Raw genomic sequence first — 22,368 nt, forward strand, 5'->3', positions numbered from 1 at the left:
GCTACCCAGTGTGCGGGCGGTTGGCAAAGCGGGAAGGTGAGCGAAAAGCACAGGCCCCCGAGCGGGGGCCTGTGGAACCGATTGAGCGGCGTGACACCGTCAGAGCAGGATGCTGGTCAGGATAAAGCCCAGGGTACAGGAGGTCACCACCCCGATGAGGCCGGGAATGATGAAGCTGTGGTTGATGATGAACTTGCCGATGCGGGTGGTGCCGGAGCGGTCGAAGCCGATGCAGGCGAGATCGCTCGGGTAGGTCGGCAGCACGAAGTAGCCGTAGCTCGCCGGCAGGAAGGCGATCAGCAGCTTGGGTTCGACCCCCAGCGCCAGCCCCATGGGGGCGATGGCGGTCAGCGCCGCGGCCTGGCTGTTCACCAGCTTGGAGATGAGGAAGAGCACCAGGGCGTAGGTCCAGGGCTGGGCCTGCACCACGTGGGCCAGGGTCTCTTTGAGCAGCGGCATGTGGGCCTGGAAGAAGGTTTCGCTCATCCATGCGACCCCGAACACGGAGAAGATGGCGACCATGCCCGCCTTGAAGACGGCGCCGTTGGCGATCTCCCCCGGCTTGACCTTGCAGCGCATCAGTATGATGGCGCCGGCGATCAGCATCATCATCTGGATCACCAGGTTCATGGAGAGGGGGCCCGTCTTGTCCTTGATGGTAAAGACGGGGCGCAGTGCCTCATCAGCCCCCAGCAGCACCACGGCGGCGATGGCGGCGAAGAAGATCCAGGTCGACCAGTAGGCCTCTTTCGGGAACTTGGTATTGAGCAGGGTCTCGCCACCGCCGTAGATGAAGTCGCGCTGGGCGGGGTCCTTGATCTTGGCCTGGAACTCCTCGTCCTTGTCCAGATCCTTGCCGCGGCGCAGGCTCCACAGGGCCGCGACCATGACGCCGGTCAGGGAGGAGGGGATGGCCACCATCAGGATGTCGAGCAGACCGTAGGCCTGACCCACGCCGTGGGCCGCCGCCAGGATGGAGACCATGGAGACCACGGCCACCGAGACCGGCGAGGCGCAGATGGCCATCTGGGAGGCAACGGAGGCCACCGCCATGGGGCGCTCGGGGCGAATGTTCTTTTGCAGCGCGATGTCGGCGATGATGGGGAACATGGTGTAGACCACGTGGCCGGTACCGCACAGGAAGGTGAGGGTCCAGGTGGTGAGCGGCGCCAGCAGGGTGATGTACTGGGGGTGGCGGCGCAGCAGGCGCTCGGCCACCTGCATCATCAGGTTGAGGCCACCGGCGGTCTGCAGGGTGGCGGCGCAACCGATCACCGCGAGTATGGTCAGCATCACCTGCACCGGCGGTTCGCCCGGCACCAGGCCGAAGACGAAGGTCAGCAGGAAGAGACCGATGCCGCTGATGAGACCCAGCCCCATGCCACCAAAGCGGGTTCCCAGCAGCAAGCAGCCGAGTACCACCAAAAATTCCATCAAGATCATTCCATTACCTCGTGTGGTTGAATCCATGTCCCCATCGGCCAGGGCCCCGGGATCATCTGCCGTTATTTACCCCTTTAGGGAGTGATGTCATTCTGCCCTCCCTAAAGGGGTAAAAATTTGCGTTGCTTCAACAACTCGCCTTTTTCCGATTTAAGTGCATAAAAACTACGGCAGACTCGCTTTACCGGGGCGAGATCTGGTCCCGCTTCAGGGGCAATGGGGATACGAAGGGGAAACGACGGGCACAAAAAAGCCGACCCAGGGGTCGGCTTTTTGCGATTCGCGTGTTGTCCGCGATCAGAACTCGGCGGTACGGGGGGTACGCGGGAAGGGGATCACGTCGCGCACGTTGCCCATGCCGGTCACGTAGACCACCAGACGCTCGAAGCCCAGACCGAAACCGGAGTGCGGCACTGTGCCGTAGCGGCGCAGGTCGCGGTACCACCAGTAGTCTTCCTTGTTCAGGCCCATCTCGGCCAGACGGGCATCCAGCACCTCGAGACGCTCTTCACGCTGGGAGCCGCCGATGATCTCGCCGATGCCCGGGGCCAGCACGTCCATGGCGGCAACGGTCTTGCCGTCGTCGTTGAGGCGCATGTAGAAGGCCTTGATGTCTTTCGGGTAGTTCTTCACCACCACCGGGGACTTGAAGTGCTCCTCGGCCAGATAGCGCTCGTGCTCGGAGGAGAGGTCGATGCCCCAGGAGACCGGGAACTCGAAGCTCTTGCCGCAGTTCTTCAGCACTTCGATGGCGTCGGTGTAGTCAATCTGGGCGAAGTCGGAGGCAACGAAGCGCTCCAGACGGCCGATGGCGTCCTTGTCCACGTGCTGGGCGAAGAACTCCAGATCGTCGCGGCGTTCCGCCAGCACGGCGTTGAAGACGTACTTCAGCATGGCTTCGGCCAGGGCGGCGTTGTCTTCCAGGTTGGCGAAGGCCACTTCCGGCTCCACCATCCAGAACTCGGCCAGGTGGCGGCTGGTGTTGGAGTTTTCGGCGCGGAAGGTCGGCCCGAAGGTGTAGACCTTGGACAGGGCACAGGCGTAGGTCTCGACGTTCAGCTGGCCGGACACGGTCAGGAAGGTCTCCTTGCCGAAGAAGTCCTTGTCATAGTCCACCTTGCCTTCGGGGGTGCGCGGCAGGTTTTCCATGTCCAGGGTGGAGACGCGGAACATCTCGCCGGCCCCTTCGGTGTCGGAGGCGGTGATGAGCGGGGCTGCGATCCAGAGGTAGCCCTGTTCGTGGAAGAAGCGGTGAATGGCCTGGGAGAGGCAGTTGCGCACCCGGGTCACGGCGCCGACGATGTTGGTGCGGGCACGCAGGTGGCCCTGCTCGCGCAGGTACTCGATGCTGTGGCGCTTGGCAGACATGGGGTAGGTGTCCGGATCTTCGACCCAGCCCACCACCTTGACGTCGGTGGCCTGCAGCTCAAACGCCTGGCCACTGCCCTGGGATTCCACCACCAGGCCGGTCACTTCGACGGAGCAGGCGGTGGTCAGACGCAGCACTTCATCCTCGTAATTGGCCAGGGTATTGGGGACGACTGCCTGCACCGGATGGAAGCAGGAGCCATCGGAAATGGCCAAAAATGAGATCCCCGCCTTGGAATCGCGGCGGGTCCGGATCCACCCTTTCACTGTCTGGGTGGTGCCGACCGAATACTTACCGGCCAGCACATCTACTACGGATGCGTGCGTCATCGAAATATTGTCTCCAGCTTGTTCTTGCAGCGCTATTTGCAACACTTGGGGTCTGGCCCGGGCGCAGTTGGCCCACCATGGCAGACTAAGCCGTTCATCTTACCCGCGCGGGTTTGATAAACAAGCAAAAATGTCGGACCCTTGCGGGGATTTCCCCATGCATCCTGCATGGATCCTGACGGTATGGCGGGGGTGAGGGTGAAGGAACGCAGGCGCGGGCCGGATGGCTGGATACGGGTACTGCAGGGGCTGGTGATCCTCTGCTGGGGCGGGTTCATCGCCCTGCTCTCCCTCTACCATTTCGCACGGCCACAGGTGGCCTATGGCTTTCTGGTCTATGGCGGGGTCAGGGTGCGCCAGAGCTGGGATCCCCTGCTCACTCCCTGGCTGGAGCACGGGCTCTGGGCCTGCTCCCTGCTGACTCTGGCGGTCCTGCTGCTGGAGCGCAGGCGCAGTCGCCGCCAGGATGACGCCCTGCACGTCAACCTGCTCATCCTGCTGCTGATCCTGCTCGCCTGCCTGCTGTTCTACTACCGGGGGTGATCGCCGGACGCCTCGTCCCGGGGCGGGGTTGCGGTGCGCTTGCCGAGCCTTCGCTCCACGCTGTCGAGCATCTGGTTGTAGGCGATCGCCACCCGGCCGATTTCGTCTCCCTCATCCACTTCCAGCCGATGGCCGAAGTCGTTGCGATCGGTGGCCTCTTCCATGGAGCGGGTCAGCTGGTTGAGGGGGCGGACTATCCAGGTGCGGATGACCCAGAGGGTGAGCAGCAGCCCCAGGCCGAAGATGAGGGTGAGGCTCAGGGCCGAGGTGAGGATGTTCTGTTCGACCCGGGTGAACAGGGTGTCGAGGGAGTAGTCAAAACGCACCGCCCCCAGCACGGTATTCTCCGGCACCTGGTGGCAACTGGTGCAGTCGGTGCCGCGAAAATCCTTCCTGGCCAGCAGCGGGCGGGTCACCACCAGGCGGCTGTGCATGCCGTCGTGCTCTACCTCCAGGCTGCCCTTGCCCGCCAGCGCCAGGGCATCGTATCTGTCTTTGGGGGCCTCAATGTCGCGTCCCGGCCCGTACTGCTTGTTGACCGCGGCCCCACGTACGATGCGGGCATCCTCCACGTGGGCGTGATCGAGAAACTTGGCGCGCAGGGTGTCGCGGGCATCCATCTTGCCGGTCAGCATCAGCATGTTGAGGCCGTCGAAGTAGGCCTCGGTCTGCTCGTGGCTCTGCTCCTTGATGAGGCCCAGGATGAGATCCCGCTCGCGCACCGCCTGATAGGCCGCGGAGAACACCAATACCATGGAAAAGATGAAGAGCAGGAAGAAGTTGAACTTGGCAGCAATGGAGAGGCGCATGGGACTGGTACATCTGTTGGGTAAAACCCGCGCAGTGTACCTTGCCGGGTCAGGGTCTTTTGATAGTTTGCTCACATTATGATGAAAAAGAGCCAAAGGGCCCCGTCGTAGTGGCGGGGCCCATGCCAGATCAGCGCAGCCGGATTCAGAACTCGCCGGTGGTGATGGCCTCGCGGATGGCGCAGGTCAATACCCGCAGCTCCTCTGGGGTGATGACGAAGGGGGGCATCAGGTAGATAAGCTTGCCAAACGGGCGGATCCAGGCCCCGAGCGCCACGAACTTGCGCTGGATGCGTGCCACGTCCACCCGCTCCTTCATCTCCACCACACCAATGGCGCCGAGCACCCGCACGTCGGCCACCGCCGGGTGCAGGGTCAGCGCCACCAGCTCGGTGCGCAGCTGGTGTTCGATGGCGCGGACCCGTTCCTGCCACGGGGAGGCGAGCAGCAGGTCGATGGAGGCGTTGGCCACCGCACATGCCAATGGATTACCCATAAAGGTGGGTCCGTGCATAAAGACGCCCGCCTTGCCGTCGCAGATGGTGCGGGCAACCTGCTCTGTGGTCAGGGTAGCCGACAGGGTGAGGTAGCCCCCGGTGAGGGCCTTGCCCAGACACATGATGTCGGGGCTGATGCCGGCCCAGTCACAGGCAAACAGCTGACCGGTGCGGCCAAAGCCGGTGGCAATCTCGTCGGCAATCAAGAGCACGCCGAACTCGTCGCACAGGGCGCGCACCCACTGCAGGTAGCGGGGGTGATAGAAGCGCATGCCCCCCGCCCCCTGGACGATGGGCTCGAGCACGATGGCGGCGATGTCCTCGTGATGATCCGCCATCAGGGTGGCGAGCTCCACCACGCAACGCTCGTCCCACTCGGCGTGGAAGCGGCAGCTCGGGGCGGCCACGAAATGGTGCTCGGGCAGGAAGCCCTTGTAGAGCTCGTGCATGCCGCTATCCGGATCGCACACGCTCATGGCGCCGAAGGTGTCACCGTGATAGCCCCCCCGCAGGGCAACGAATTTGGTGCGGGGTGTGCCCCTGGCGTGCCAGTACTGCTGGGCCATCTTGAGGGCCACCTCCACCGCCACCGAGCCGGAATCCGCCAGAAACACCCTGTCCAGCCCCTTTGGGGTGATCTCCACCAGCTTGCGACATAGCTCCACTGCCGGGGCATGGGTCAGGCCGCCAAACATCACGTGGGACATCCTGCCGAGCTGGGCAGTGGCGGCGGCGTCGAGCTCCGGCACCTGATAGCCGTGGACGCAGGCCCACCAGGAGCTCATGCCGTCCACCAGCTCGCGCCCGTCGCTGAGGGTGAGGGTCACCCCTTTGGCGCTGGCCACTTCGTAGCAGGGCAGGGGATGGGTGAGGGAGGTATAGGGATGCCAGACGTGGTGCAGGTCGAATTCTTGATTGGTCATTTTGTATTCTGTTGTCAATTGATTTGATCTGGTCGGTGTTGACAGTCTACGCGTGCTCTCTACACTAGCCAACAATTTCAGCCACTTGGCATCGTGCACCCGTTCTGCGCACGGCCTGGCGGCGGGTTCAGCGGCCGCGCATTCCACCAGGTGGCGCAGGATCCCACTTATAACAACCGGAAGCCATGTATGAATGCTCTCACCGCGGGCGGTCACGCCCTTCGTCACGACTGGACCCTGTCCGAGGTTCAGGCCCTCTTTGCCCTGCCATTCAACGATCTGCTGTTCCAGGCCCAGACGGTGCACCGCGCCCATTTCGACCCGAACGAGGTGCAGGTGAGCACATTGCTCTCCATCAAGACCGGCGCCTGCCCGGAGGACTGCAAGTACTGCCCCCAGAGCGCTCGTTATCACACCGGCCTTGAGGCCGAGCGGCTGATGGAGGTGGAAAAAGTGCTGGAGCGGGCCCGTGAGGCCAAGGCCAACGGCTCGTCCCGCTTCTGCATGGGGGCCGCCTGGCGCAACCCCAAAGAGAAGGACATGCCCTACATCCTGCGGATGATCGAAGAGGTGCGCGGGCTCGGCATGGAGACCTGCATGACGCTAGGGATGCTCACCGCCGATCAGGCGGCGCGCCTCGGGGCGGCGGGGCTCGATTACTACAACCACAACCTCGACACCTCGCCGGAGTTTTACGGCGACATCATCACCACCCGCACCTACCAGGACCGCCTGGATACCCTGGAGCACGTGCGCGGCGCCGGCATGAAGGTCTGCTCCGGCGGCATCGTCGGCATGGGGGAGCAGGCAAAGGATCGGGCGGGCCTGCTGATGGCGCTCGCCAACCTGCCGCGCCACCCGGAGAGCGTGCCCATCAACATGCTGGTCAAGGTGAAGGGGACGCCCCTGGAAAATCAGGAAAATCTGGACCCGTTCGAATTTATCCGCACCATCGCCGTGGCGCGCATCATGATGCCGGCCTCCCACGTGCGCCTCTCCGCCGGGCGGGAGAAGATGAACGAGCAGATGCAGGCCATGTGCTTTATGGCGGGGGCCAACTCCATCTTCTACGGCTGCAAGCTGCTGACCACCCCCAACCCGGACGAGAACAGCGACATGCAGCTCTTCAAGCGGCTCGGCATTCGCCCCGCCCAGCGGGCCCAGAAGCCGGATCAGGTTCAAGAAGAGGAGCTGCTGGCCGAGGTGAACCGCCAGCGCGAACCGAGCGAGCTCTTCTACGATGCCACTCGCCCCCGCGCAGAAGCCGTCCGCACATGATGACCCCTGTTGTCACCGGTCCCTTTGCACTGGGGCAGGCCCTGGCCGAGCGTGAGCAGGCCGCCCTGCTGCGCCGCCGCACCCCGGTGGAGGCCGCGAGCGGCGGGCGGATCCGGGTCGGGGGGCGCGACTGCCTCAACGTTTCCGGCAACGACTACCTGGGGCTCGCCGGTCATCCTGCCATCAAGGCCGCCTTCGCGGCAGGCGTGGCGCAATATGGTGCGGGCGCCGGCGCCTCCCCCCTGGTGACCGGCTACAGCCGTGCTCATCAGCAGCTGGAGGAGACGCTGGCCGAGTGGCTCGGGGTGGAGGCGGTGCTGCTGTTCAACTGCGGCTTTTCCGCCAATCAGGCGGTGCTCAAGGCCCTGCTCGGCAAGGAGCATCTGCTGTGGCAGGACAGGCTCAACCACGCCTCCCTGCAGGAGATGGGGAGCCAATTGCCCTGCAAGATGAAGCGCTTTGGCCACAACGACATGGCCGCTCTTGAACGGCTGCTTGAGCCAAGCCGGGGCCTGATCGTCTCGGAGGGGGTTTTCAGCATGGACGGGGATCAGGGCCCCTGGGGTGAACTGAGCCGCCTGGCCGCCCGGAGCGGCAACTGGCTGATGATCGACGATGCCCACGGCCTCGGGGTGCTGGGGCCGGAGGGGCGTGGCACCCTGGCGGCGCAAGGAGTCAGTCCGGGCAGCGTACACATCCAGATGGGCACCTTTGGCAAGGCGCTCGGGGTGGCCGGCGCGTTTGTGGGTGGCAGCCGCGAGCTGGTGGAGTATCTCGTCAATTTCGCCCGTCATTACGTCTACAGCACCCATATGCCCCCCGCCCAGGCCTGCGCGGTCACTAGGAGCATAGAGCTGGTGCGTGGGGCCGATGAGGCCCGTGCCCACCTGGCTCGCCTTGTCGCCCGCTTTCGGCAGGGGGCGCAGGCATTGGGCTGGCAGCTTGGGGCAAGCGACACCCCCATCCAGCCGCTGCTGGTGGGGGAGAGCAGTGCCGCCCTGCAACTGGCCGAGCGGCTGCGTGGGCGCGGCGTCTGGGCCGGCGCCATCCGCCCGCCGACGGTGCCGGTCGGCACGGCGCGCCTTCGCATCACCCTGTGCGCCGCCCACGGCGAGGACGACGTGGATCGCCTGCTCGAGGCGCTGGGTCTGCGTCCGGCCACCGACGAGAGAGGAGGCGCCCATGCTCCATGAGCGTTTCCAGTCGGTGGACAAGACCCTGCTCGCCCGCCGCTTCGGGGCGGCGGCCCGCCACTACGACGCCCATGCCCGCTTCCAGCAGGAGGTGGGGCAGGCGTTGTTGGGGCGGATGAGCGAGGGGGGCATAGCGGAGGAGCACCGGGGTCAGGGACTGGATCTGGGCTGTGGCACCGGCTTCTTTCTGCCCCAGCTGGCCTCTCGCTGCAATGGACTGACGGGGCTGGATCTCGCTCCCGGCATGCTGGCCCAGGCCGCATTGCGCGGCAGCGGCGCCCGCCTGGTGTGCGGCGATGCGGAGGCGCTGCCCTTTGCCGACCAGAGCCTGGACTGGGTCTTCTCCAGCCTGGCCCTGCAGTGGTGCGAGCGCCCCGCCCAGGCCTTTGCCGAGCTGCACAGGGTGCTCCGGCCCGGCGGCCAGATCTTCTTCTCGACCCTGCTGGCGGGGTCTTTGTGGCAACTGCGGGAGGCCTGGCGCGCCGTCGATGGCCGTGCCCATGTCAACCGTTTCCTGACGCTGCCTCAGCTGCAGCATGCCGTCGACGCCGCGGGCTTCACGGCGTCCGAGCTCTGTCCCGTCACCTGGTCCCTCGCCTACCCGGAGATCGGCGGCCTGCTGCGCGACCTCAAGGGCATAGGCGCGAGCCAGGTCAACGACGCGCGCAATACCGGCCTCGGCCATCGCCAGCGCCTGGTGCGCCTGGGAGAGGCCTACGAGCGGTACCGCCAGCCGGACGGCCTGCTGGCCGCCACCTATGAGGTCTGCCTCGGGCACCTGGTGCGCTGCTGACCCGAAAGGCCCGGCGCCTCGGTCACTGGCCGGGGCTGGCCGCCATCGGTGACGGGCGCAGGGTCGCCCTTATCCCATCTCGAAACGGGGCGTGATGGCGCGCCCCTGCATTGCATCAAGGAGTCATCATGACCAGATCCTATTTCGTCACGGGCACGGACACCGACGTCGGCAAGACGCAGGTTGCCCGCACCCTGCTGCAGGCGTTCGCCGCCCGGGGCATTCGCTGCGCCGGATACAAGCCCGTGTCGGCGGGCTGCACCCCGACTCCGGAAGGGCTGCGCAACCTGGATGCCTTGCTGCTGCAGCAGGCCGCCAGCCTCCCGCTGCCCTATGAGCGGGTCAACCCCTATGCCTTCGAGCCCCCCATCGCCCCCCATATCGCCGCCCAGGAGGTGGGGGAGAGCATCTCCTTTGCCGGGTTGTCGGCGGGACTGCGGGAGATAGAGGCAAGCGGTGCCGAACTCGTGATCGTCGAGGGGGCGGGGGGCTGGTGCCTGCCGCTGGATCACCAGCATCTGCTCTCGGACTGGGTGGCCCGGGAAGAGCTGCCGGTGATCCTGGTGGTGGGGGCCAGGCTGGGGTGCCTCAACCATGCCCTGCTCACCGTCGCCGCCATCCGCCAACAGGGGTTGAGGATCGCCGGCTGGGTGGTCAACCGGGTGGATCCGCACATGAGCCGTTATGAAGAGAACCTGGGGACCTTGAAAGCCTTGCTGCCGGCCCCATTTTTGGGTGAGATACCCTTTGTCGAGGCCGTGCACGAGGCGGACTTGTGCGGGTATCTAGACGTTGAACCCCTGCTCTGACGCCAGACATTCAGCAAACATTCATCGAGTCTGTCTATTATCGGGGGCAAGTATGGGCTGGGTTTCCCTCCGGGGTGGCCCGAACCATGCATCCATATCTCACAAGGAGTCAATATGAAGCGAATTATGCTATTCCTGGTGACCAACCTGGCCGTCATGCTGGTGCTGGGGGTGGTGCTCAACATCCTGTTCTCGGTTCTGGGGATCAACAAGTCCAGCATTTCCGGTCTGTTGGTGTTCTGCGCCGTGTTCGGTTTTGGGGGTTCCTTCATCTCCTTGCTGATGTCCAAGTGGATGGCCAAGCGCAGCTATGGCGTCCAGGTCATCGAGCAGCCCCGCAACGAGACCGAACACTGGCTGGTGAGCACCGTTGCCCGCCAGGCCCGTGAAGCGGGCATCAAGATGCCGGAAGTGGGGATCTACGACTCCCCCGAGATGAACGCCTTCGCCACCGGCGCCCGTCGCGACGACTCCCTCGTCGCCGTGTCGTCCGGTCTGCTCTACAGCATGAGCCGCGACGAGGCGGAAGCCGTGCTGGCCCACGAGGTGAGCCACGTGGCCAACGGCGACATGGTGACCCTGACCCTGATCCAGGGGGTGGTGAACACCTTCGTGATGTTCTTCGCCCGCATCGTGGCCGGCGTCATCAGCAACTTCTTCAGCTCCAACAACGAGGAAGAGAGCAGCAGCACCGGCGGCTTTGCCTACATGATCACCGTGTTCGTGCTGGAGATGGTGTTCGGTGTGCTGGCCTCCATCATCGTCATGTGGTTCAGCCGTCAGCGTGAATTCCGCGCCGACGCCGGTGCCGCCAAACTGGCCGGCCGCGACAAGATGATTGCCGCGCTGGAACGTCTCTCCCGCGGTGCCGAACCGCAGATGGAGGGCTCCATGATGGCGTTTGGCATCAACGGCAAGCGTTCCATGAGCGAGCTGTTCATGAGCCACCCGCCCATCGAGCAGCGTATCGCCGCCCTGCGTGGCTGATAGCAAGACGCGATAGCAAAAACGGCTGCCCCTGGGCAGCCGTTTTGCATTATGGAACGGGGCATTCTTGCCCCCGATCACCCTATTCGACCACGAGATCCGTAAGAGGCACGGCGCAGCAGGCGAGGAACTTGCCCTCGGCCCGCTCGGCGGCGGTGATGGCGGGGGCATCCGGGTGATCCACCTCACCTGTGATCAGGGTGCGCTTGCAGCTGCCGCAGATGCCGGCGCGGCAGCTCCAGGGCATCTCCACCCCCTGCTTGTTGGCCTGATCCAGTACTGTACCCTGGTTGTTGCCGGCAAACTCCTGCTCCCCGATGCGCAGTTTTACCGCTTTGTGGGGACGGGCCACCGAGAGGATGGCGCCGCCAAAGCTCTCCTGGCGGATGCGCCCAGCCGGTACGCCGAGGGCGGTCAGCCGGTTGGCAGCATCGGCCATAAAGCCCAGGGGGCCGCAGATAAACACCTCTCGCTCGGCCAGCCCCTTGACCTGGCCGAGGTGGCTGTCATCCAGTCGCCCCCTGAGCCCCTGCCAGTGAGCCTCGGGCTGGCTCAGGATCAGGGTGAGGGTCATCCCCAGCTGCGCCATGGCGTGCAGCTCGCGGGCGGCGGGAATGTCCGCCTCGCTGCGACACAGGTGCATGAAATGGACCTCGTCGAGTTCACCGCGAAGGTGCAGGGTGCGGGCAATGGAGAGCATGGGGGTGACGCCGGAGCCCGCCGAGAGCAGCAGCAGCTTGCGCTCGGACCCCAGATGAAATTCGCCGGCCGGGGAGGCGGCCAGCAGACGATCACCCACGCTCAGCTCATGGTGCAGCCAGGGGGAGAGGCGGCCATCGGCCAGCTTCTTGACGCTGATGGCGTAACGCTCGGGCTTTTCCGGGGTGGAACTCAGGGTGTAGCGGCGCTGCACCCGCTCTCCCTTGGCGTCCAGGCTGATGGGCAGGTGCTGGCCCGGCAGGTAGTCGGGCAGGGGCTCGCCGTCGGCCGCCTCGAACCAGAAGGTCTCCAGGTCCCGTGCCAGGGGTTCCCGGGCTACACACACCAGCGCCCGTTTCTTGGGCGCCGCGTTGGGGTAGATCGGCGGGCGTACCCGCTCCAGCACTTCGATCTCGCTGCCCGCCTCGATCCACCCCTCGTTCAGGGCTACCAGGTTCTGGCCGAAATAGACCTCCCCATCCTCGCCACGGCGATAGCGGGTGAGGGTGGCGAGCGGCTCTTTCAGGGCATTGAAGCGATCCGTGCCCGCCTCCACCGTGGTCATGATGCAGCGGCTGCACGGCTTGGCCACCAGAAACTCCACCTCGCCGATGCGGATCCGCCTCCAGCCGTCCTCCTCGAACGGCCTGGTGCCACTCGCCACCAGATTGGTACGAAACTGGCTCATCTGGTGCAGGGCATCGGATCTCAGATTGAGATCCTCAAGGGAACCCTGACTGATCAGCAGCAGGGGATAGCCGTCGGCAAAGCTCACCCGGGTACCGGTCTTCTCCCGATAGCGGTCCGACTCCTCGCCGAGCCAGAGCAGCTGAACTGGCTCCCCCGCCACCCGGCTCAACCACTCATCGGCGTGGGTGTGGGTGTGCAGGGCGTTGAAGCTGTCGCTCCAGACGCCGGTGGCCTGCGGGGTGAGACTGAATTCGTGCTCCAGCAGTGTCAGCGGCTCGCACCCCGGATAGCGCAGCAGGAGGCCGCCCTCCACCGGGGTGGCGACGACCAGTTGCAGCTGGGGGTGGGTACGTGCGGTGATGAAGCTGCCATCCGGTTTGACCACCATGTAGCGGCGATCCCCGGCGAGCCCCTCCTGGGTCACCAGGGCGCGGGCCAGTGGCATGCCTGCCGTCGACTTGATGGGGTAGAGATGTATGCTGGCGAGAGTCGGCATGTCCGGGTCCTTGTGCTGTGGCGATTCCTGTGAAGAGGGCAAGATAACGATTCCTGCCCCGTGCGGCAATCCTCTCTTGTCTCCCATGATGGGGGTGGTCGATGCCGCTGGCGTGGTGAACGCAGAACAGAGGCTGCTCGCGGTCAGATCATCAGATCAGGGGGATGACCGGATAGAAAAGCGGGCCCAATGGCCCGCTTTGGATGGCATGAACAAGGACGTCGGGATCAGGGCTGGGCCGCACGCGGCACCTTGAGGTGCAGGGTACGTTCCTGATGGGCCGCTATCTCTTCATCGGTAAAGCGCATGGGCTGCCACTGCTGGCGGGCGAACAGCTCGGTCTGATCGGTGAAGTGGGGGCTTTCGGGATCGTGAGACTGGCCATAGCTCAGGAAGCGTTCCGCTCTGGGTCCCGTGGCATCGAACTGCAGGGCCAGCACGAAGCTGGAGCCGTAGTTGGCGCGATAGCGCAGCTCGGGCTGGCCGTCACCGTCGTCATCCAGGCTGCGTAGCGTGGTGCCTGCCACACTCTTGCCGGTCACAATGTTGGCAAAATCCGAGGTGCTGCGCGAAGGCATGTTGGTTTGCACCATGTTGAACAGCCCCTCGAACGAATTGCCCCCAGGCAGCGGGATCGGGGTCAAGCCGGCGGCCTTTTGCACAAACTGCAGCGCACCGAGTTCGGCATCCGGCGCGATACCGGCTGCCTGCAAGCGCTGCTGGGCCCGAGCCAGCGCCAGCAGAGCGGGATCCTGATCAGGGGCGCCGTTCCAGGGGGCCAGTCCGCTTGGGGTGGTGGCGGCCCTGGCCGGATCGAAGGGGATGGCAAACAGGGCATCCTGGATGTCTCTGTGCCCGCTGGTGCGAAACGCTGTCAGCCATTCGCGCATCAGGTGGGCGCCCCGGCTCTCCAGCTGATACTCGCCATCCCAGTTGGCGAGTGCCTTGCAACTCGGGGTCAGATCCAGGGGACCAGCGTCCAGCTGGATCAGCGGGTGCGCCTGGCAGCGGGCCAGCAGAGGCTCCCTGAGCTCACGGGCAAACAGGGCGCCGTTGTGGGTCACCACACCCTGCAGGGTCTGCAGGGTGAAGCGGCGATCGGCACCGGTCAGCCCCATGCTCTCGGGGGTGCTGATGAGCTGGGCGTTGTAGCGGGTACGCGGGCTGCGCACCGTCTGCTCCGGCCCGTAGAGGATGGAATAGCCTTCCAGCGGTTCAGTCAGGTTGGTCAGCCAGTGGCTGCTGTTGGCGTTGTAGACGTAATCGCTTCGGGTCTGGCGCGGGGCCTGGCTCAGCGGGATCAGTCCGGGGGTGCGGGTCAGGCCGCTGTCCACCCACTCGAAGTCGGGGTCGTTGCCTGGCAGCAGCACGCTGCCCTCGCCATCCAGCCAGACGGGAGCCAGTTGAGGGCTTTGGGAGGCCGCGCGCCACCAGGCTTCGGCCTTGGCGCCGAGGCGGGGAACCTGGGTCGCGTCCACGTAGCTGGCCTGGCCCGCCTTGTCGATGAGCAGAGTATTGACCCAGGGCACGCCCTGATGCTCGGCCAGCGCATCGAAGAAGGCCGGGGTGCTTTGTGCCTTGGCCATGGCCAGCCACTGCTCCAGCATCCGGTAGTTGCCGACGTTGGCATCGCGCAAGCTGATGGCGCTGCTGCTGGTCCAGCCCAGAGCGGGAGAGAGGGAGGCGAGGTTGACCATGGGGCCGAAATGGCTGGCATAGAGCGTCTGGACATAAGGCTGCAGGCTGCCGTCGGCCTGCCGTACCTGTACGGTGATCTCTTTCTGGCTCATCTCGCGCCACTGGTCGCCATAGCGGTAGCGCAGCGGATTGGCGGGGTCCAGGGTGAGCTGATAGAGGGTGAACCGCTTGGACTGAGAGACGGTATGAGTCCAGCCGAGCCGCTCGTTGAAGCCGATCAGGATGGCGGGAAAGCCCATCATGGTGGCACCGGTCACGTTGAGCTCGCCCGGGATCTGCAGATGCTGTTCATAGAACCTGAGTTCGCCATCCCAGGGGAAATGGGGATTGCCGAGCAGCAGGCTGGTGGCGTTGCTGGTGCGATCCGCTCCCAGCGCCCAGCCGTTGCTGCCGATCCCCTCCGAGGTCAGCAGCGAGACGGGATCCTGTGAGGGGGCCGGCAGGGTGGCACGCGCCTGTGCGCCGACGGGGGGCTGGGCACTGGCCATGGCGCTGATGAAGCTGCGGCCGCTGGCCAGCTGGGCGAGATCCAGGTGATAGGCCAGCAGCTGGACCGGGGTGATGGGTTCGACCCACTCGGCCCCGCGGCAGGGGGAGGGGTAGTCCGCCGGACCGGCCCGCTCGGTGAGCGAGTGATTGAAGCCCGCCACATAGCCCTCGATGAGGTCCTTCGCCTCCGGGGCCAGCTTCTCATACAGGGTGGCGGCTTGAGTCTGCAGATCCAGGGAGCGATAGCCCAGGTCCGAGAGCAGGTTGCGCTGCTGCTCACCGGCGCCCAGCCAGCGGGATTTTTCTCCCCGCAGCTTCATGATCTGCTCGCTCAGGGTGCAGAGGTTCTCCTCGGCGTGGGCGTATCCGGATCCGAAACCGAGGCTGGCATAGTTGGTCGCCTTGATGTGGGGCACTCCCTGCTCCGTGTAGGTGAGCGTGACGTCGTAGTGGCGGGCGGGATCCGGCTGGCTGTCGTTATCCTGACAGCCGGCCAGTACCAGAGTGCCGAGCAGGGAAAGGGAAAGAGGAAGAGGGGTTCGCATCTTGATTCCTTCTGTGGTGTTGATTTGTTAATGTTTTGTTTCCTTTCGGTCGATGCAGCAGCTATTCAAGCGCAGCCCTCCCCTCGGGTCGCCCGACTGGATGGAATCGGTCATGGAATGAAAAACCAAATAAAAACAAGGATGAACAGGTGTGTCTCGATGGAGCCGTACCTGCAGGAGGAGTGTTATGCAGTGGGAAAATATGGCCGCCGTGCTCAGTCTGGGTCTGGCCGGCATGCTGGTGCTGGCGAACGTGGGATGGTTGCGGCGCACGCGTCGGGATTCCGCCGCCGGCTATCTGCTGGCCCTGCTGGCCCTGAGCGGCCTGCAGGCGCTGGAGTATCTCTATCACCAGCAGCAGTGGTTTCTGGCCCGGCCCCATCTGCTCAAGCTGATCGATCCCCTGGTGGTGATGCTGCCGTTCTGTCTCTATGGCTATATCAGGGCCGTGCAGGGGGAGGGGGTGCTCGCTCGCTGGCGCGATCGGCTGGTGCACGGGTTGCCCCTGCTGCTGGTGGCTGCCCTGGCATTGCCCTACTGGCTGTTGCCTGGCGACGAGAAGGTTCGCTGGATCCTGCTTGGCAGCCAGGAGGAGGCCCTGTGGCCAGGCATGACTCTCTATGGCAACCGCTATCTGGCCTGCATTGCCCTGCTGGGGCTGGCCTACTGGTGGCAGCAGCAGCGCCTCGGGGTCGTCAGCCGCAAGCCGGCGCTGCGCGCCTGGGTCAACCAGTTGCAGGGCCTGCAACTGCTGGTCGCCCTCCTGCTGCTCGGCCGTATCGCCCTGAGCTGGCTTGGCTGGCCGCTCTCAACGGTGTATTTGCAGGCCCCCGTCACCGCCTATCTGTTGCTGCTGGTGCTGGCCCACGCCCGGCTGCCCCAGCAGGACGCCATGGGGGAGGGTCGCGAGCGCGGTGCCGAGGGGATGCCGGCGCCGGTGCAGGATGAGTCGCTGCAACCCCTGTTCGAGGCGCTGGAGGGGGAGCTCGGGCGAGGAGCCTTCCGGGATCCGGCCCTCTCCCTTGGCAAGCTGGCACAGCTGTGCGGCCTGAGTACCCATCAGGCCTCCAGCGCCATCAATGCTTGTTCGGGGGGCAACTTCTACGACTGGCTCAACCGCCATCGGGTGGAAGAGGCCAAGCGGCTGCTGCAGGAGAGTGACGAGACGGTGGCCACTGTCTGCTATCGGGCCGGCTTCAACAGCAAATCCACCTTCAACACGGCTTTCCGGCGCCACACCGGCCAGACGCCCAGCGAGTTCCGGCGCAGGCGGCCGGATGAGCTCTGTGCCACATCCTCGTGAGCGGACAACAAAAAGCCCGGCGTCGGGCCGGGCTGGAGGATAAATTGCTTATCCGGGCATTCGTCAAGGCGTCTAGTTTGGATGTTGTCTGAGGATGTCGTATATCTCCTCTTTCAGTTTAAGTTTCTGTTTTTTCAGATCCTTCACCTCGGCGCTGTAGTCGCTGGCGTGGTGCTTTTCCAGCTTCTGGATCTCCGCATCCAGGTCGTTGTGCAAGTCAAACTTCTTCTGAAAATGGGCATCACTGACCTTCAGTTTCGAGATGAGATCTCTGTACTCTGGAAACATGTAATGAAGCCTCCTTGTTGTCGTTTGATGTGCCTTGACCTTCAAGCTACGCCTTCCCCCGGGAGATAAACGTGATCCGGATCCAATTCGGGGACATCATTTTGCACCATGGGGGCGACGATTTTTAACTGTTTGAATCACAAGCAGATTGGCGGATAAATGGTGGGCAGGAGAGGATAAAACCGGGATCCTGTTCACATTATTGCACTGGGGAAAACGGGGAAAGGACGGGCGGCGGACAGCAAGAAGGGGCGCGAGGCCCCTTCCGGATAACGAGCGTGGTGTTTACTCTTTTTTCTTTTTCTTCTCGGGCAGGGGCTTGCCGTCCCGGGCGATCACCTTGCCTACCTCGAAACCTATTTGTGCCGCCAGTTCTTCCAGATCCGGCGCCTTGGCCTCGTTGCCGATGGCGTACTGGTAGTTGGCGATGGTGATCTTCTCCGCCACCGGCGTGCCCGGGACGATGGGCTCGCGCCAACCCTGACCCACATGAGCCACCAGGGTGCCGTTCATGATGAGCTCGCCGACGATCTCCTGGGTGGGAATGCCCTTGCCGTAGGTGAGGCCCTGGGCATGCTTCTTGCCGACCAGCGGCTCTGTGCTTGCGGGCATCAGCTTGGTGCGGATCAGCCACTTGGGCTCCTTGGTCTTGCCCACCGCCTTGCCGGTCTGATACTCGTTGATCTTGATGGTCTTGATCATCTGGGCCATGAACTCCTTGGTCAGGGCCTTCTGGGCTTCGCTGGTCTCGTCGATGACGATGGGGGCCACATACCAGGTCTGGGGAGCCTGCGCCTTGGGCGCTGCCGGGGCGGTTTGCGCCATGGCGAGCGGGCTGAGCAGGATGGCCGTCAACAAGAGTCCGATTTTCTTCATGATGATTCCGCTTATGTTTCGACAAGAATTTTGTTTTGCCAGCGACGACTGCGCCAGCGCCAGAACATGGCCAGACCGCGCACCCACTCGTCGCAGGCGAGGGCCAGCCAGATGCCTACCAGGCCGTAGCCCTGCATGATACCAAGGAAATAGGAGAGGGGAACGGCAATGCCCCACATGGAGACGAGCGCCATGTAGAGCGGGAAACGGGCATCCCCGGTGGCGCGCAGGGCGTTGATCACCACCAGGTTGAAGGTGCGGCCGGGTTCCAGAATGAGGCTGATGAGGAACAGCTGGGCCACCTGGGTGATGATGTCCGCGTCGTCGGTGAACAGGCTGATGATGGCTCGGCCGTTCAGGGCGGCGGCGACGGCGATGACGGCGGTGACGATGAGGCCGAGTTTCAGGCTCTTCATCAGCTGGCGATAGGCCTGATCGAAGCGTCTGGCTCCCGCCAGATGGCCGATGATGATCTCGTTGCCAAGGCCGATGGAGAGGCCGAACAGCAGGATGAACAGGCAGATCTGGAAGAAGTAGGACTGGGTCGCCAGCGCCTTGTCGCCGAGCAGGCCGACAAAGGCGGTCACCACCATGAACTGCAGCATCCAGGAGAGGTTCTCCCCCGCCGCGGGCAGGCCGATGTGCAGCACCTTGTCCAGCATGGCGCGGCTCGGGCGGACGATTTCCGGCAGACGCAGCCGGATGCCGGTCTTGCGGGCCACCAGCCACACCAGCAGCACGACCCCGACGATGCGACCCGCCACCGTGCTGATGGCGACCCCGGCGACCCCGAGCTGGGGCAGGCCGAACCAGCCGTAGAGCAGCAGCAGGTTGCCGACGAAGGTGATGAGGTTGACGATGAGGGTCACGTACATGGCCTGGCGGGTGTGGCCGTGAGCGCGCAGGGTGGCGGCCAGACAGAGGGCAGCCGCCTCCGGCAGCAGGCACAGGCCGATGATCTGCAGATAGAGGCTGCCGTCGCTCATCAGGTGGGCGGGCAGGTTCATCAGCGCCAGCATGGTGCCGGCCCCGGCCATGACCCCGACGGCGGCCACCAGCCCCACCAGCAGGTTGAAGCCGATGGCGGTGTGAATGACGACCCGGGCCTTCTCCTTGTCCCCCGCCCCCAGATACTGGGTGATCACCACGCTGGTGCCGATGCTGACGAAGCTGAACAGGGTGATGGCCAGATCGAACACCTGGTTGCCGACCGCGAGCGCCGCCACCCCCTGGTAGGAGACGTGACCCACCATGAAGGTATTGAGGGCCCCGGTCAGAAAATGCAGGGCGAGATCGATGAACAGTGGCCAGGTCAGGGAAAAGAGGGAGCCCGGCCCGGCGTGGGATTGAGTCTGCATGGAATATCCAGATGCTGGTGGTGGCCCTCGTCAGGGCCAGCTGGACGGGCATTTAACACCAAGCGGGTGCGGGGCGCAATCCTGGTGGCAGAGAAGAGGGCCGGCGGGTTGGGGCCGCCGGCCGTGGCGCCTCACACCGGGGTCGTGCCGGCCTCCTGCTCGCAGGGGTGGGTGAGACGCGCCGAATCGGGCAGGGCCTCGTCCTGGGGCCAGCGGGTGATCAGGGCGTCCGTGGTGCTCTCCACCACCTCGTCATCCTTGAACACCGGCTCCCGGTAGCAGCGGGTCATGCGCAGGGCCTGATACATGTCGGGGCAGAGAATGATGCCATCCTCGCCGACCCGGATCCCCGCCTGCCTGAACCACTGGCTCAACTGGCCGTGGCGACCGGCCATCACCATGTGGATGCCGCGCCGCTTGAGCTCCTTGTGCAGCTCTCCCACCATGCTCATGACGCTGATGTCCTGGTGGGTGAAGCAGGCCACAGCGTCCACCACCAGGCACTGGGGACTGTGGGGGTCCTGCACCAGCAGCGCCAGCACCCGCCGCTTGAAATAGGGGGCGTTGAAGTAGGTCAGCGGCGAGTTGAAGCGATAGACCAGGATGCCGGGAATCGCCTTGGCCTGCTCGTTGTCCCCCAGGGTGCGCACCACCCCTTCGTCATCCATGCCGAGCAGCTGGTCGGTGGGGCGCATCACGTTGCGCAGGAACTGGAACAGGCCCAGCAAGACCGCGAGAGTGATGCCCGGAATGACCCCCATGGTCAGCACGCTGATGAAGGTGATGAGGGCCAGCCAGAAGGCGGCGCGGTCCGAGTCGCGCAGGGCCCAGAGGCCGCGAAAGTCGGTCAGCGAGAGGGAGGCCATGACCAGCACCACCCCGAGGGCGGCGGTGGGGATGTATTGCAGCGGCCCCGTCAGGTAGAAGGTGACCAGGGCGATGACGGCGGCGGCGATGATGGAGACCAGCTGGCTCTTGCCGCCGTTGGCGTCGTTGACCGCGGTGCGCGAATCCGCTCCGCTGATGGCAAAGCCCTGGGAGGCCGCCGCCGCCAGGTTGGCCATGCCCAGCGCCCGGAATTCCTTGTCCGCGTCTATCTCGTAGCCGTTCTTGGCGGCGAAGCTGCGGGCGGTGAGCATCATGGAGACGAAGCTCACCATGGCGAGGTTGAGGGCCGGCAGCACCAGCTCCCGCATCAGGCCGGGGGGGAATTCCGGCATCTGGAAGGCGGGCAGGCCCGAGCCGATGGCCCCCAGGGTGGCGATGTCGACACTGCCGAGGTTGAACAGCCACACCAGCGCCGCCGTCACCACCATGGCCACCATGGAAGAGGGCCAGGCCGGCTTGTAGCGCTTGGCCAGCAGCAGGGTGAGCAGGGCGGCCAGACTCATGGCCAGGGTGGGCAGATGGGTCTGGGTAAGGTAGTTGGTGCCGTTCAGGATCCGCTCTATCAGATAGCGTTCGCTGAAGGTGAAGCCGAAGATCTTGGAGAGCTGGCCCACCATGATGGTGATGGCCACCCCGTTGAGCAGCCCCATCAGAATGGGGCGGGAGAGAAAGTCCGCCAGCACCCCCAGCTTGAAGCGGCTGGCGATGAGGCACCAGAAGCCGGTCATGGCGGTCATGGTCATCACCAGCTGCCAGTGGCGGGTGGGGTCCCCGGCGGCAAGGGGGGTGACCACGGCGGCGATGACGGCGCAGGTGGCGGCGTCCGGGCCGACGATGAGCTGACGGGAGGTACCGAACAGTGCGTAGACCACCATGGGCAGGATGCAGGAGTAGAGGCCGACGATGGCCCCCACCCCGGTGAGCTCCGAGTAGGCGATGGCCACGGGGAGCGCCACGGCCGCGACCGAGAGGCCAGCGCGAAGATCCGGCATCAGCCAGGCCCGCTGATATTGCAGCAGGGCGGCGAGCCCCGGCAGCCAGCGTTCGAGAGAGAAGAAGTCGCGCATTATTTAACCCATTGAGTTACAAACAGCTTTTTCGTAGTGTGCCCAAGGTTGCCGAAACATTGCAATCCGGTCATGGCCAGTTCACGACAAGGTCAGGCCAGATCTGCAGCCACCCCTTGGCCTTGACGCGCTCGGTAAAGACCCGGCTCTCCTGGCGACAGCGCGGGTTGGGGTCCACCCGCAGGGACCAGTTGGGGGCAAAACCGTAGGGGGCCAGCCACTCGAACCCGTCGTCTGCCAGCAATCTGACCCCGATGCAGGTGGGCACCTCCACCCAGTGTCCGAGGGCCTCCAGAGTGCTGCCAAAGGGGGGCACTTGCTGGCGCAGATGCATGCGGGTCTGGTTGCGCACCTCCCAGCGCTGGTCAGGCAGTCGGGTATTCAGCCAGGCCTCGTGATCGGCCTCCTTCAATCCAGTCGGATCAGCACTGTCCAGATAGATAAGATCGATGTCGTTGAGGGGGGTCGGCGCCGGCTTGCGGTGCAGGTGATCCCAGATTAGGTTGCGCACAAACCCCGCCCCCAGCGCCCACTCGGGCAGGGCCAGCGTTCGCGCGGCCCGCAGGCAATCCATGCGCCGGTCATCCGCCCGCAGCAGGGCCTCGGTGCACGCCTGCAAAGCGGCGTCCTGATTAGCCTGCTCAGCCGGCATTGCGGCGAAGCCAGACGTCGATATAGCTGCAGGTCGGCACTATGGTTAGCCCCTCTGCCAGAGTCCAGTTGTAGAAGCTGCGGGCCAGCCGGTCGGCGATGCCCTGTCCGCGCAGCTCGGCAGGGACCTGGGTGCTGTAGGCGTCGACGGTGGTGGCGTCCAGCCTGCGATAGGCGAGACGGGCGAGCTTGCCGTCCACGGTGCAGACGAACTGCTGCTGTTCCGGCTGGTGAAGAATGTCGCTCATCTGGGATCCTCTCTGGGTGAATGGGGTGATCAGAACATGGCGGGCACGCTTTGCCAACGTCATTCTTTGCCGCCGTGGCGGGCTCGCTTACACTGGCCG

General features: G+C 64.7%; 19 protein-coding genes. 7 read left to right on the plus strand and 12 right to left on the minus strand.

Annotated elements, in window-relative coordinates:
* Positions 1-99: 99 nt before the first annotated feature.
* Together I6L45_RS13110 and asnS are read right to left on the minus strand one after the other, a co-directional pair.
* Positions 100-1,443: an anaerobic C4-dicarboxylate transporter gene (locus tag I6L45_RS13110; RefSeq protein WP_124813852.1), complete on the minus strand. Its 1,344-nt coding sequence runs from the start codon at positions 1,441-1,443 to the stop codon at positions 100-102.
* 297 nt (positions 1,444-1,740) lie between these two features.
* A complete protein-coding gene (asnS, locus tag I6L45_RS13115) occupies positions 1,741-3,141 on the minus strand; it encodes an asparagine--tRNA ligase (RefSeq protein ID WP_043761892.1) in 1,401 nt (466 codons plus the stop codon).
* 183 nt (positions 3,142-3,324) lie between these two features.
* Between asnS and I6L45_RS13120 the strand changes: the two genes are divergently transcribed.
* The gene (locus I6L45_RS13120) at positions 3,325-3,684 is read left to right on the plus strand and encodes a hypothetical protein (protein ID WP_134695565.1); all 360 of its coding nucleotides are present in this window, start codon (positions 3,325-3,327) and stop codon (positions 3,682-3,684) included.
* On the opposite strand, the gene I6L45_RS13125 is transcribed toward I6L45_RS13120, so the two are convergent.
* Together I6L45_RS13125 and bioA are read right to left on the minus strand one after the other, a co-directional pair.
* Positions 3,672-4,493: a HAMP domain-containing protein gene (locus I6L45_RS13125; protein WP_043761890.1), complete on the minus strand. Its 822-nt coding sequence runs from the start codon at positions 4,491-4,493 to the stop codon at positions 3,672-3,674. The genes I6L45_RS13120 and I6L45_RS13125 overlap by 13 nt on opposite strands.
* Positions 4,494-4,638: 145 nt before the next feature.
* Positions 4,639-5,913 carry an adenosylmethionine--8-amino-7-oxononanoate transaminase gene (gene bioA / locus I6L45_RS13130; protein WP_216982274.1) on the minus strand — a complete coding sequence of 425 codons (1,275 nt, stop codon included), beginning with the start codon at positions 5,911-5,913 and terminating at the stop codon, positions 4,639-4,641.
* Positions 5,914-6,102: 189 nt separating this feature from the next.
* Between bioA and bioB the strand changes: the two genes are divergently transcribed.
* The 5 genes from bioB (at position 6,103) to htpX (ending at position 10,973) form a co-directional block, all read left to right on the plus strand.
* Complete coding sequence (gene bioB / locus I6L45_RS13135) at positions 6,103-7,191, plus strand: biotin synthase BioB (RefSeq protein ID WP_216982275.1); 1,089 nt, start codon at positions 6,103-6,105, stop codon at positions 7,189-7,191.
* Positions 7,188-8,384: an 8-amino-7-oxononanoate synthase gene (bioF, locus tag I6L45_RS13140; protein ID WP_216982276.1), complete on the plus strand. Its 1,197-nt coding sequence runs from the start codon at positions 7,188-7,190 to the stop codon at positions 8,382-8,384. The genes bioB and bioF overlap by 4 nt, the downstream gene beginning before the upstream one ends.
* A complete protein-coding gene (gene bioC, locus I6L45_RS13145; RefSeq protein WP_216982277.1) occupies positions 8,374-9,177 on the plus strand; it encodes a malonyl-ACP O-methyltransferase BioC in 804 nt (267 codons plus the stop codon). Before bioF ends, bioC begins: the two co-directional genes overlap by 11 nt.
* 128 nt (positions 9,178-9,305) lie before the next feature.
* Entirely contained in the window at positions 9,306-9,986 is a 681-nt protein-coding gene (bioD, locus tag I6L45_RS13150) for a dethiobiotin synthase (protein ID WP_216982278.1), read from the plus strand.
* A 114-nt stretch (positions 9,987-10,100) separates the two neighbouring features.
* Positions 10,101-10,973, plus strand: a complete 873-nt coding sequence (htpX, locus tag I6L45_RS13155) for a protease HtpX (RefSeq protein WP_043761880.1) — start codon at positions 10,101-10,103, stop codon at positions 10,971-10,973.
* 82 nt (positions 10,974-11,055) lie between these two features.
* Here htpX and I6L45_RS13160 read toward each other — a convergent pair whose 3' ends face one another.
* Positions 11,056-12,858 carry a hybrid-cluster NAD(P)-dependent oxidoreductase gene (locus tag I6L45_RS13160; RefSeq protein ID WP_216982279.1) on the minus strand — a complete coding sequence of 601 codons (1,803 nt, stop codon included), beginning with the start codon at positions 12,856-12,858 and terminating at the stop codon, positions 11,056-11,058.
* A gap of 227 nt (positions 12,859-13,085) precedes the next feature.
* Entirely contained in the window at positions 13,086-15,590 is a 2,505-nt protein-coding gene (locus I6L45_RS13165) for a penicillin acylase family protein (protein WP_216982280.1), read from the minus strand.
* A 187-nt stretch (positions 15,591-15,777) separates the two neighbouring features.
* Between I6L45_RS13165 and I6L45_RS13170 the strand changes: the two genes are divergently transcribed.
* Entirely contained in the window at positions 15,778-16,893 is a 1,116-nt protein-coding gene (locus tag I6L45_RS13170) for an AraC family transcriptional regulator (protein ID WP_216982281.1), read from the plus strand.
* Between the two features lie 72 nt (positions 16,894-16,965).
* On the opposite strand, the gene I6L45_RS13175 is transcribed toward I6L45_RS13170, so the two are convergent.
* The 6 genes from I6L45_RS13175 to I6L45_RS13200 form a co-directional block, all read right to left on the minus strand.
* Positions 16,966-17,181: a YdcH family protein gene (locus I6L45_RS13175; RefSeq protein WP_043761874.1), complete on the minus strand. Its 216-nt coding sequence runs from the start codon at positions 17,179-17,181 to the stop codon at positions 16,966-16,968.
* 285 nt (positions 17,182-17,466) lie between these two features.
* Positions 17,467-18,057 carry a hypothetical protein gene (locus tag I6L45_RS13180; protein WP_134695538.1) on the minus strand — a complete coding sequence of 197 codons (591 nt, stop codon included), beginning with the start codon at positions 18,055-18,057 and terminating at the stop codon, positions 17,467-17,469.
* A gap of 11 nt (positions 18,058-18,068) precedes the next feature.
* Complete coding sequence (locus tag I6L45_RS13185; protein ID WP_043761872.1) at positions 18,069-19,415, minus strand: MATE family efflux transporter; 1,347 nt, start codon at positions 19,413-19,415, stop codon at positions 18,069-18,071.
* 131 nt (positions 19,416-19,546) lie between these two features.
* Positions 19,547-21,370, minus strand: coding sequence for a SulP family inorganic anion transporter (locus I6L45_RS13190; protein WP_216982282.1), 1,824 nt, complete (start codon positions 21,368-21,370; stop codon positions 19,547-19,549).
* 70 nt (positions 21,371-21,440) lie between these two features.
* Positions 21,441-22,022, minus strand: a complete 582-nt coding sequence (locus tag I6L45_RS13195; protein ID WP_216982283.1) for a nucleotidyltransferase family protein — start codon at positions 22,020-22,022, stop codon at positions 21,441-21,443.
* Positions 22,012-22,269 (minus strand): GNAT family N-acetyltransferase, encoded by a 258-nt coding sequence (locus tag I6L45_RS13200; RefSeq protein WP_043761869.1) that lies wholly within the window; start codon positions 22,267-22,269, stop codon positions 22,012-22,014. The genes I6L45_RS13195 and I6L45_RS13200 overlap by 11 nt, the downstream gene beginning before the upstream one ends.
* Positions 22,270-22,368 lie beyond the last annotated feature (99 nt).

This window comes from Aeromonas sp. FDAARGOS 1415, assembly GCF_019048365.1.
Classification (GTDB): Bacteria; Pseudomonadota; Gammaproteobacteria; order Enterobacterales; family Aeromonadaceae; genus Aeromonas; species Aeromonas taiwanensis.